Here is an 11,428-nt window from a genome sequence, read left to right on the forward strand (position 1 = left end):
GTGCGGCCACCTTCGCGGATAGCGAAGCGCAGCTTCTCTTCCATCGCGATCGGCACGATCAGGTGCACTTCCATCGCGATGTTGTCGCCCGGCATCACCATCTCGGTGCCTTCCGGCAGGTGCACAACACCGGTCACGTCGGTGGTGCGGAAGTAGAACTGCGGACGGTAGTTGGTGAAGAACGGGGTGTGGCGGCCGCCCTCTTCCTTGGTCAGGATGTAGGCTTCAGCCTTGAACTTGGTGTGCGGCTTCACCGAACCCGGCTTGCACAGCACCTGGCCACGCTCGACGTCCTCACGCTTGGTGCCGCGCAGCAGCGCGCCGATGTTGTCGCCAGCCTGGCCCTGGTCCAGCAGCTTGCGGAACATTTCAACGCCGGTGCAGGTGGTCTTCTGCGTGTCGCGGATGCCGACGATTTCGATTTCGTCGCCAACCTTCAGAATGCCACGCTCGACACGGCCGGTCACCACGGTGCCGCGGCCCGAGATCGAGAACACGTCTTCCACCGGCATCAGGAACGGCTGGTCAACCGGACGCTCCGGCTGCGGGATGTAGGCGTCGACCGCCTTCATCAGCTCCAGCACCGCCTCATGGCCGAGCTTCGGGTTGCTGTTCTCAAGAGCAGCCAGCGCCGAACCCTTGATGATCGGAATGTCGTCGCCCGGGAAGTCGTACTTGGACAGCAGCTCGCGCACTTCCATCTCGACCAGCTCGAGCAGTTCCGGATCGTCGACCATGTCGCACTTGTTCAGGAACACCACCAGCGCCGGAACGCCGACCTGGCGCGCCAGCAGGATGTGCTCGCGGGTCTGCGGCATCGGGCCGTCAGCCGCCGACACGACCAGGATCGCGCCGTCCATCTGCGCCGCGCCGGTGATCATGTTCTTCACGTAGTCGGCGTGGCCGGGGCAGTCGACGTGCGCGTAGTGACGGTTCTGCGTCTCGTACTCAACGTGCGCGGTCGAAATGGTGATGCCGCGAGCCTTCTCTTCCGGCGCCTTGTCAATCTGGTCATACGCCGTGAACGTCGCGCCGCCGGTCTCCGCCAAAACCTTGGTGATCGCCGCCGTCAGCGACGTCTTGCCATGGTCAACGTGACCAATCGTGCCGATGTTGCAATGCGGCTTCGTACGTTCAAACTTTGCTTTAGCCATCGCTCTCTCCGTTCAGTCGCTAGCTCTCGCCGACGACACTCAGGCAAACTTTTTCTGGACTTCAGCCGACACATTGGCCGGCGCTTCCGCGTAGTGGTCGAACTGCATCGTGAAGGTCGCGCGACCCTGGCTCATCGAACGCAGGTTGTTGACGTACCCGAACATGTTCATCAGCGGCACCATCGCGTTGATCACGTTGGCGTTGCCGCGCATGTCCTGGCCCTGGATCTGGCCGCGCCGCGAGTTCAGGTCACCGATCACCGAACCGGTGTAATCTTCCGGCGTCACCACCTCGACCTTCATGATCGGCTCGAGCAGCACCGAGCGACCCTTCTGCAGAGCCTCACGGAACGCCGCACGCGACGCGATTTCGAAGGCCAGCGCCGACGAGTCGACGTCATGGTACTTACCGTCGATCAGCGCCACCTTGACGTCGACCACCGGGAAGCCGGCGACCACGCCCGAGGACAGCACGCTCTCGATGCCCTTTTCGACGCCCGGGATGTACTCCTTCGGCACCGCACCACCAACGATGCGGGACTCGAACTCGTAACCCTTGCCCGGCTCGTTCGGCTCGACGATGAACTTCACCGCCGCGAACTGACCCGTACCACCAGTCTGCTTCTTGTGGGTGTAATCCACTTCAGCGCGCTGGCTGATGCGCTCACGGAACGCCACCTGCGGCGCGCCGACGTTGGCATCGACCTTGTAGGTCCGCCGCAGGATGTCGACCTTAATGTCGAGATGCAGTTCGCCCATGCCCTTGAGGATGGTCTGCCCCGACTCGAGGTCGGTCGACACGCGGAACGACGGATCTTCAGCAGCGAGCTTGGCCAGCGCCACGCCCAGCTTTTCCTGGTCGGCCTTCGACTTCGGCTCGATGGCGATCTCGATCACCGGATCCGGGAATTCCATCTTCTCCAGGATCACCGGATGCGCCGGGTCACACAGCGTGTCGCCAGTGCGCGCTTCCTTGAGACCGGCCAGCGCGACGATGTCACCGGCATAGGCTTCCTTGATGTCTTCGCGGTTGTTGGCGTGCATCAGCAGCATGCGGCCGATGCGCTCCTTCTTTTCGCGGGTCGAGTTCACCACGCCGGTGCCGCTGAGCAGAACGCCCGAGTAGATGCGGCAGAAGGTGATGGTGCCGACAAACGGGTCGTCCATGATCTTGAACGCGAGCAGCGACAGCGGCTCCTTGTCGTCGGCCTTGCGCAGCACCTCGTTGCCGTCGGCATCGATGCCCTTGATCGCCGGAACGTCAACCGGCGACGGCAGGTAGTCGACAACGGCGTCGAGCAGCGGCTGCACGCCCTTATTCTTGAAGGCCGAGCCACACAGCACCGGATAGAAGGCGCCGGACAGAACCGCCTTACGGATCAGCTTCTTCAGCGTATCGACGTCGGGCTCGTTGCCCTCGAGATAGGCGGCCATGGCATCGTCGTCGAGTTCGACGGCGGCCTCGATCATCTTCTCACGATATTCCTTGGCCTGATCGAGCATGTCGGCCGGAATTTCATCGTCGCGGAACTTGGCGCCGAGCGCCTCGTCGTCCCAGACAATCGCCTTCATGCGGACGAGATCGATCACGCCGCGGAAGTTGTTTTCCGCGCCGATCGGCAGCTGAATCGCAACCGGCTTGGCACCGAGACGATCAACGATGTCCTTCAGACACTTGAAGAAGTCCGCGCCGGTCTTGTCCATCTTGTTGGCAAACACGATGCGCGGCACTTTGTACTTGTCGCCCTGACGCCACACCGTTTCAGTCTGCGGCTCGACGCCCTGGTTGGAGTCGAGCACGCACACCGCGCCGTCCAGCACGCGCAAGCTGCGCTCAACTTCAATGGTGAAGTCGACGTGGCCGGGCGTGTCGATGATGTTCAGACGCTTGCCGTTCCAGAAAGCGGTGGTGGCAGCCGAAGTGATCGTGATGCCACGCTCCTGCTCCTGCGCCATCCAGTCCATCGTGGCGGCGCCTTCGTGCGTCTCGCCAATCTTATGGTTCTTGCCGGTGTAAAACAGGATCCGCTCAGTCGTAGTCGTCTTGCCGGCATCAATGTGAGCCATGATGCCGAAGTTGCGGTAGTCCTCGATGGCATGAACGCGGGGCATAGAATGATCCTCGATTCCGAGACTTAGCCGTTACCAGCGGTAATGCGAGAACGCGCGGTTGGCTTCCGCCATCTTGTGCACGTCTTCACGCTTCTTGACGGCAGCGCCGCGGTTATTGGAGGCGTCGAGCAGCTCAGCCGACAGACGCTCGGTCATGGTCTTCTCGTTGCGGTTGCGCGCAGCCGAGATCAGCCAACGGATACCCAGCGCCTGGCGCCGAGCACTGCGGACTTCGACCGGCACCTGGTAGGTGGCACCGCCGACGCGACGCGAGCGAACCTCGATGGTCGGCATGACGTTGTCGAGCGCCTGCTCGAACACGCCGAGCGGGTTCTGCTTGGTCTTGGTCTCAATGATGCCAAGGGCACCATAGACGATCGTTTCGGCGACCGACTTCTTGCCGGCGTACATCACCGAATTCATGAATTTGGTGATGACGATGTTTCCGAACTTCGGATCCGGAAGCACTTCGCGCTTTTCGGCAGCATGACGACGAGACATCGATAAATTCCCGCTTACTTCGGACGCTTCGCGCCGTACTTCGAACGACGCTGCTTACGGTTCTTGACGCCCTGGGTGTCGAGGACGCCGCGGAGGATGTGGTAGCGCACGCCGGGCAAGTCCTTGACGCGGCCGCCGCGGATCATCACCACCGAGTGCTCCTGGAGGTTGTGCCCCTCACCCGGGATGTAGCCGATCACTTCAAAACCATTGGTCAGACGAACCTTGGCAACCTTACGGAGCGCCGAGTTCGGCTTCTTCGGCGTCGTCGTATAGACGCGCGTGCAGACACCACGCTTCTGCGGCGACTGCTGCAGCGCCGGCACCTTCTTGCGCGACTTCTGTACGACGCGCGGATTAGCGATCAGCTGGTTGATCGTCGGCATCTTCGCCTTCACCCTTGTTCGCGCGAAGCCATAACGGCTTCGCAAATTCGTTCGGAGCTGCTCGCCCCATGAGTCGCACCACGCGAAGAAATCCGCGCAACGCGAAATAACGCCGACCGGCCATTGCTGGGCGGAAAGCGCTTCGACGCCACAGAGGACCGCGATCCTGACCACCCTGCTCGCGCAAAATGGTCTCCACCGAGGTCATGCTTCCGAAATCAATCTGCAGAGAACAAGCTCTGGAGAACGACTATCGTCCTGGCATTGCCTAGCTAAATCGACAGCGTTTGAGCATCTTACGTCGAGGTTGGTGCCCGATTGGGTGATCCGTTCCGACGCAGGCGACGCTCACCGCCTGTCGTTGAGTGGGCGGGTTTTATCGGCCGTGACTCGGCAAGTCAAGGCTTAAGCAGACCTTGATCGGCGTTCGGCGCCGCTGCGGTGCGGAATCCGCCGGAAAACCGCTGATCTCTGCTCGGCAGCCACGCGACTCCTCCCGTGCAAACCGCATCGGCCACAATCTTAGGGCGAGTCGCCGCAGATGACGGCGGCGTGACGGTCGAGAATCGGACCCTGCCGCAGCCCGCCTGCACGATTCGAATATGAGAATCATTAAAGAGGGCGCGACCGCCCTCGCCGCGACTCAGATCGGGCGGTGGCGACTCCCGATTGCGCAGCACCTTTCCGATCGGAACGGCAGAATCGGACGACACTCAGGGCCCCTCCGCCTGTTGATCTGAGGAGGCTTCAAGCTGAACGGAAGTGACCATGCGTTCACTAGGCGTATGAAGATCGCGTCGGCACAAGAATCAGGATATTGGCGACTGCAGCACCAACTAAGAATTGCAATTCGGTATGCGTCTCGATATCCAAGGGCTGCGCGGTATCGCAGTCCTCCTCGTTGTGTTCTACCATGCAGGTCTGGGTCTCAAGGCCGGATACCTCGGCGTCGACATCTTCTTCGTCATCTCCGGATATCTGATCACCGGCCTGATCTGCCGCTCGCTAGACGAGGATCGCTTCTCATTTTCAGATTTCTATTGGCGTCGAGCGAAGCGGTTGCTGCCAGCAGCCTTTGTCACATTCCTTGTGACCTCCGTCTTCGCGAGCGCGATCCTGACCCAGCTCGAGCTGCGCTCATATATTTCACAACTGCTCGGCGCTCTCACCTTCACAGCCAATTTCGTGCTGGCCCAGCAAGCAGGATATTTCGATACCGCAGCGACCTTGAAGCCACTGCTGCACACTTGGTCGCTGGCGGTTGAGGAGCAGTATTATCTGCTCGCCCCATTCATCTTGTGGGTCACCCCGCCCCGGCTGCGCCGTCCGGTTGTCATCGCGGTAATCTTGACCTGTCTGGCGCTGTGCATGCTGTTTGCCCGCAGTAAGCCCAGCTTTGCCTTCTATCTGCTGCCGGCGAGAGCGTGGGAGCTGGCACTCGGCGCCCTCCTGGCGCTTTCGCCACTGCCAAGGCTACCGACACTGGCAAGATCAGTCGCTGGAACAAGCGCGGTGCTGGTTTTGATCATGGTGCCGGCATTATCCATCGACCCGGTGCATCCGCGGACTGACGCGGTGATCGTCTGCCTCGCGACCGCAGTGGTGATCGCCACCCAGCCACCCATTCTGAGTCGCGGGATCTTAGCGAACGGCTTGGCACGGGTCGGAGATATCTCTTACGCGCTTTATCTGGTTCACTGGCCGGTCTTCGCCTTCGCACACAGCATCTACTTTTCTGAGCCGCCGTTGCTGCTTCGGCTGTCATTGCTGGCCGCAGTCTTCCCGCTTGCAATGGCACTCTACCGCTGGGTCGAAAACCCGATCCGTCACTCCTGTCTTCGACCATCGCCCCCTGTGCTGGCGGGCTCCTTCACGCTCATTGCGGCAGCACTCGCAATTCCGCTGTCCTACCTTGCGCTGGCCAGCCAACAACGCGACTGGTCGGAAATCCGACGCCCAAACACAGGCTTCGACCCGATCTGCGACCAACGGGTGCTGAGCAAAATCCCCGCCTGTCAGAACAGCCCCACCCCCGCGATCGCCGTGTGGGGGGACAGCTTTGCCATGCATCTCATTCCCGGACTGGCCGCCGATGATCGCGGCCTCGGGATCATTCAAATGACCCGAAGCAGTTGCCCACCGATACTTGAGCCATTTTCGCAACAAGATACCGGCCGAAATGAACGAGGCGACTCATGCGAATCGTTTAATCGCGCCGTCCTAGAGCGCATCGTCGCCGATGAGAACCTTCAATACGTGGTGCTCGCCTCGGCATCGAATTTCGATCGGATTGGTTCGACGGTTCACTCACTCCAGGCAGCCGGCAAGCGAGTCGTTTATGTCGCCCCTCCCCCATTCACCGCCATCGACTATTCGATCTGTGTCGAACGTCTGCTCGACAATCGACTTACCCTCGGTTCATCAAGAGACTGCAGCTTCTCCGAACAGGAGTATTTACGGAAACAGCAAAGCACCCTGGAACAGTTGAGATCCACGAGCGACCAACATGATTTCAGTGTGATCTCGCTGAGTGAAGCCTTTTGCGCGGATGGCCGCTGTAAAACAAACGACGGCGTGACATCGTTCTATCGTGACTTCGCACATCTTTCAGTTGACGGCTCCATCTACGCCGCACGGAAACTAAACCTGATATCTACAATTCTTCAGTCAGCGCGTTGAGGTCGCAGTCGCTGGAATCGACGACGCTCTCACTCATCATCATCGTCGTCATCATCGACGGCCGAGGCTGCGGATTTATGGCTCTGGTCGTCCCACAGCTTGCGATACAGCCCGTTCTTGGCCAGCAGCTCCGCGTGGCTGCCGCGCTCGACCGCCTGCCCTTCCGAGATCACGATGATCTCGTCCATGTCGACCACCGAGGTCAGCCGGTGAGTCGAGAAGATCATGGTGCGGCCCTTGGCGACCTTGAGCAGCGTGCGGTTGATCGCCGCCTCGGTGGTCTGGTCGAGCGCCGAGGTCGCCTCGTCGAGCAATAGCAGTGACGGATTGCGCACGATCGCGCGCGCGATCGCGATTCGTTGCCGCTGGCCGCCGGATAGCGTGTCGCCGCGTTCGCCGATCACGGTGTCGTATTTGTGCGGCAGGCTCATAATGAACTTATGGATCTCGGCCCGCCGGGCCGCCTGCTCGACTTCCTTGTCGGTGGCGTCCTCCTTGCCGAGTCGGATGTTCTCGCGAATCGACATGTTGAACAGCATGTTCTCCTGGAACACCACGGCCATGCCACTGCGCAGCGATTCGCGCGTCACCTTGCGGATGTCGTGGCCGTCGATCGTCACCCTGCCCTCATCCGGCACATAGAGCCGCAGAATCAGATTGAGCAGCGTGCTCTTGCCGGAGCCGCTCGGCCCGACAATGGCGATCGATTTGCCGACATCGAGTTTTAGGCTGAACTGATCCAGCACCGGCCGCTCGCTGCCTTCATAGGTGAAGCTGACGCGCTCGAAGGAAATGTCGCGGCTGATGCGCGGCAGTTCGCTCGCGCCCGGCCGGTCGGCGCCGCGGGTCGGCTCATCGAGCAGTTCGTCGATATGGCGCACCGCGGCCGCTGAGGCGATCGACACCGGGATGTAATGCATCACATGGGCGATGTTGTACGACACCTCCCAGAACGCACTCTCGAAGGTCACGAAGGTGCCGACCGTGATCTGGCCCTTGGTGGCGAGGTAGGCGCCGATCGCCAGCACCACCAGGTGCAGCAGCAGCACCGCAATGGTGACGGTGCGCTCCACCATGCTCGACAGGAAGGTGGCGCGCGCCATCTTGAGCCGGGTCTCGTCATTGCGCCGGCCGAACCAGCCGGCCGCACGGCGCTGCAGGCTGAACGCCTTCACCACCGCCTGTGCGGCGATGTTCTCCTGGACATTGCCGAGCAGCGCTGCCTCGTTGATCTTTTGCTCGTAATTGGCCTGCACCGCTTTCGGCGTCAGAATGCGCGGGCCGATCAAGGTGATCGGGAAGATCAGCAGCGCCACCACGGCGAGCTGCCAGTTCAGGAACAGCATCAGGATGATGCCGGCGATCAGCTCCATGAATGGCAGCGCGGCGCTGTTGGCAAAAGTTTTGACGCCGCTTTCGACCGCGGACAGATCGATCGAGAAACGCGACAGCGTTTCGCCGCGCTTGGTGCGCGCGAAGTACGACGACGGCAGATTCTGCACGTGGTCGAACAGCCGCTGCCGGATATCGGATATCACCGCGGCGCTCAGCCGCGCGTCCCAGCGCTCATACCAGATCGCAATGATCGAGGTGATGATGCCGGCGACCGCGAGCACCGACAGGATCTTGATCAGCGCCTCAAAATCCTCCTCGCCGAGCGCGTCGTCGATCAGATATTTCAGGCTGAGCGGCATGATGACGTTGAACAGCATCTCGACCACCAGGCCGAATGCCACGAACGTCACCGCTTTCTTGTAATTGCTCAGATACGGCCGGACGAACCCTGCAAAAGTGGCCAGCGCGCCCGCCGCCTCGCGCGCCGTGAACACCACGAGCTCGTCGTCATCGTCATCGTCGACGTCGGGACCGTCATCATCCTCGTCGTCATCGTCATCATCGTCATCATCGTCGGCAGGACGCTTGGCGGCCGGCTTGACCGTGGTCTTCTCGAGCCCGGGCGGCGTCTCGCCGTCCAGCGGCTTGGTTCCCTGCACAGGGCTAGCCCCCGCGCCGACCTTGATCGCAAATTGATCATCGAGCGGCGAAGCCGCTTCGGATTCCGGAGAGACCTCGTCGCCGGACGGCGGAAGGGGCTTGCGCGCCATGGAACGAACCAAAGATTGGGCGAATGACGCCGTCAAAAAATCGAATAAGAAACATGACAGCCGGGCGATGGCCCGGCCGGCAAGGCGCTAGGCAGGAACACGCCCTGCCAGCGAGACGCCGGGGGCCGCTGTCGTCGCGGCCGGCCCGGCGGCAGATTAGGCTTCCGCTTCGTCCTCGTCGACGACCTTGTCGAAGAACGAATAGCGTAGGCTGTCCGCGTCGGCGTACCAATTGCCCGGGCCCTTATTGGCGGCCAGCGTCGCGGCCCACACCTCGTCAGTGCGGTCGCAGCGATGCATGGCGAGGTCGAAGCCGGCGCTGAAGAACAGTTCCGACCACTCCCACCAGGTACCGAGCTTCTTGACGCCGCGCAGCAGGTCGTAGCGATCGATCAAGGCCGGCGGCATGTCGCTGGTCACCGAGCCAAACACCACGCCGGTGTTGACCACGCGATGCAGCTCGGCGATCGCCTTCTTCACCCGGTTGTCGGCGATGTGGCACAGGCTGGTCTCGAACACGAAATCGAATTCGTTGTCCTTGAACGGCAGCTCGACCACCGAGCCGAGATAATTATAGGGCTTGAGCGCCTCCGGCGTCTTGGCGTGGATGCCGCGGTTATTCTCGACGCCGAAGGCATCGATGCCGCGGTCACGCAGGGCGCCGACCAGCTCGCCGCTGGCCGAACCCGCCACCAGCAGCCGGTAGCCGTCCTTGCGATCCCACATGATGCTGATCAGCTTCATCAGGTAATCGGGATCGGTGAACTGGTTCCAGACCTGGTGATACGGCCCCTGCCCGCGATAATTCCGAAAATAGTCGGCATCGATCTTGTCCGACATCGGCTTGCCCTGCTGGGCGCGGACGCGGCGCAGCTTGACCGCCTCGGTCAGGATGATGTCGGTGGCGGCGTCGGCGGAGTCGAACAGGCCGTTCAGCGTCGAATCGAACATATAGTCGCCGACGATCACCAATCCCGGGTGATTCTTCGGCTCAGGGCGATGGTTGGTCATCACATCGCGCACCGGCAGGCCGCCCGGAATGCTGTTCACCGCCGACAGCCAGCGATGAATCTTGCCTTCCATGAAATGCTCGCGGGCGTCGCCGAGCGACGACGGCAGCGACTTCAGCGCCGCTTCGATCAGCTCGGCATCGCTGAGATTGGCGTAAGCGAGCGCATCCGAGCCCGGGATCAGCCAGTTGAGCACGCCGTAGCGGCCGACATCGTGGCGCGAGCCTTCATTATAGACGCAGCAGCCGCCGAACGCCTCCGACATGAACCAGGAACCGGGAATCTGATCGCCCCAGAACGGCGAGTCGAACAGGATCGACACCCGCAGATAATGCGCCGGACGGTCGAAATAGGCGACGTGCTTGACCATGGCGCGGCGCAGCTGCTCGTTGCCCCAGGCAATGGTCGCCAGCCAATTATGCGGCAGGCACATCAGCACCAGGTCGAAGTCCCGGGTTTCCGGGCCCTTGCCGTTCATCATGTTGAGCTGATAGCGGCCGGCCTCGGTCTTGCCGACCTTAAGCACGCGATGATTGAGCTTAACCTCGGCGTCGATCTCCGAGCGCAGGCATTCGATGAGCTGCTCATTGCCGTTCTGGATGGAGTACAGGCCGATATAGCCGTCGATATCCATCACGAAATTCTTGAGCGCATTGAGGCCGTTGGTGTTGTGCGCCTCGGTGGCGATGTCGGAGCGCGCCATCACCTTGAAGAAGTGCTTGGCAACCGGATCATCGACTTCCTTGTCGAGCAGTTTTTCGCAATCAGTCCAGGCCCAGGGATGGTCGTTGTCGTGGGCGCCGATGCCTTCATAGTACTCGACCGGCGAGATCACCTCGGTGCAGCGCTTACGAAACGCCAGGATCGCATCGGCGGTCTTGTCGCCGTACTTCTTGCGCATGCCCGGCTCGTCGTTGATCAACGCGCCGTCGAGCTGCACCTGCTCGGCGTCCATCGGGATGGTCTGCAACCCGAAATGCTGCACCAGTTCGCGCAGCGGGTCCGGCCCGGTCATCGAGTAATCATACAGCTCGGCGACACCGGCCTCGTACATCGCCGGCGCGGTATCGAAGGTGCGGGTGACGACCTTGCCGCCGACGCGGTCGGAAGCCTCGTAAATCGTCACCTTGCACAGCTCGCCGAGCTTTTTCTTCAGATACCAGGCGCTCATCAAGCCGCCAGGACCACCGCCGACAATTGCAAGATCGAACATGGCTCTCTTTCGACGCAGAATGACCGTGCTGCAGCGAGCAGCGACGGCAATTTTCCATCAGGTTTCGGGGGGATCGGCCGATAATCGGCAGTCGTCCAACCTTCTAATCGTCTAGCCCGGAATGTGGGCGGAAGACCGCCGATCCGAAGCTATGTTGTCAGTGTCCACATGAGCGTGAAGCACCTGAAGGGAAGATGAACAAGCCGTAATCTGCCCCGGGAAATCGTCCCTCAATGTCAAAAGGCCGGCTGACGCCGGCCTTTCAACG

8 protein-coding genes are annotated in these 11,428 nt (G+C 61.3%); 1 reads left to right on the plus strand and 7 read right to left on the minus strand.

Annotation, left to right across the window (positions count from 1 at the left end; translation table 11 throughout):
- From tuf to BJ122_RS19295, 5 genes are all read right to left on the minus strand, one after another.
- A partial coding sequence (tuf, locus tag BJ122_RS14160) for an elongation factor Tu (RefSeq protein WP_110781839.1) occupies positions 1–1,154 on the minus strand: 1,154 nt, incomplete at its 3' end.
- Between the two features lie 39 nt (positions 1,155–1,193).
- Positions 1,194–3,266 carry an elongation factor G gene (gene fusA, locus BJ122_RS14165; RefSeq protein ID WP_110781681.1) on the minus strand — a complete coding sequence of 691 codons (2,073 nt, stop codon included), beginning with the start codon at positions 3,264–3,266 and terminating at the stop codon, positions 1,194–1,196.
- 30 nt (positions 3,267–3,296) lie between these two features.
- A complete protein-coding gene (rpsG, locus tag BJ122_RS14170; protein ID WP_027276730.1) occupies positions 3,297–3,767 on the minus strand; it encodes a 30S ribosomal protein S7 in 471 nt (156 codons plus the stop codon).
- Positions 3,768–3,781: 14 nt separating this feature from the next.
- Positions 3,782–4,153: a 30S ribosomal protein S12 gene (gene rpsL, locus BJ122_RS14175; protein ID WP_008969396.1), complete on the minus strand. Its 372-nt coding sequence runs from the start codon at positions 4,151–4,153 to the stop codon at positions 3,782–3,784.
- Positions 4,125–4,361 carry a hypothetical protein gene (locus BJ122_RS19295; RefSeq protein WP_181418960.1) on the minus strand — a complete coding sequence of 79 codons (237 nt, stop codon included), beginning with the start codon at positions 4,359–4,361 and terminating at the stop codon, positions 4,125–4,127. Before BJ122_RS19295 ends, rpsL begins: the two co-directional genes overlap by 29 nt.
- Before the next feature lie 647 nt (positions 4,362–5,008).
- Between BJ122_RS19295 and BJ122_RS14180 the strand changes: the two genes are divergently transcribed.
- Positions 5,009–6,832, plus strand: a complete 1,824-nt coding sequence (locus tag BJ122_RS14180) for an acyltransferase family protein (RefSeq protein WP_110781683.1) — start codon at positions 5,009–5,011, stop codon at positions 6,830–6,832.
- 29 nt (positions 6,833–6,861) lie between these two features.
- On the opposite strand, the gene BJ122_RS14185 is transcribed toward BJ122_RS14180, so the two are convergent.
- Positions 6,862–8,937, minus strand: a complete 2,076-nt coding sequence (locus BJ122_RS14185) for an ABC transporter ATP-binding protein (protein ID WP_245407735.1) — start codon at positions 8,935–8,937, stop codon at positions 6,862–6,864.
- A 156-nt stretch (positions 8,938–9,093) separates the two neighbouring features.
- On the minus strand, positions 9,094–11,160 hold the full coding sequence (locus BJ122_RS14190) for an FAD-dependent oxidoreductase (RefSeq protein WP_110781684.1): 2,067 nt from the start codon (positions 11,158–11,160) through the stop codon (positions 9,094–9,096).
- Between the last annotated feature and the right edge of the window lie 268 nt (positions 11,161–11,428).

The sequence above is a fragment of the Rhodopseudomonas faecalis genome (assembly GCF_003217325.1).
GTDB lineage: Bacteria > Pseudomonadota > Alphaproteobacteria > Rhizobiales > Xanthobacteraceae > Rhodopseudomonas > Rhodopseudomonas faecalis.

Coding starts and splice junctions, on each gene's coding strand:
- rpsL (WP_008969396.1), bottom strand. CDS start 4,153: ATGCCGACGATCAACCAGCTGATCGCTAATCCGCGCGTCGTACAGAAG.
- rpsG (WP_027276730.1), bottom strand. CDS start 3,767: ATGTCTCGTCGTCATGCTGCCGAAAAGCGCGAAGTGCTTCCGGATCCG.
- BJ122_RS14185 (WP_245407735.1), bottom strand. CDS start 8,937: ATGGCGCGCAAGCCCCTTCCGCCGTCCGGCGACGAGGTCTCTCCGGAA.
- BJ122_RS14190 (WP_110781684.1), bottom strand. CDS start 11,160: ATGTTCGATCTTGCAATTGTCGGCGGTGGTCCTGGCGGCTTGATGAGC.
- BJ122_RS19295 (WP_181418960.1), bottom strand. CDS start 4,361: ATGACCTCGGTGGAGACCATTTTGCGCGAGCAGGGTGGTCAGGATCGC.
- BJ122_RS14180 (WP_110781683.1), top strand. CDS start 5,009: ATGCGTCTCGATATCCAAGGGCTGCGCGGTATCGCAGTCCTCCTCGTT.
- fusA (WP_110781681.1), bottom strand. CDS start 3,266: ATGCCCCGCGTTCATGCCATCGAGGACTACCGCAACTTCGGCATCATG.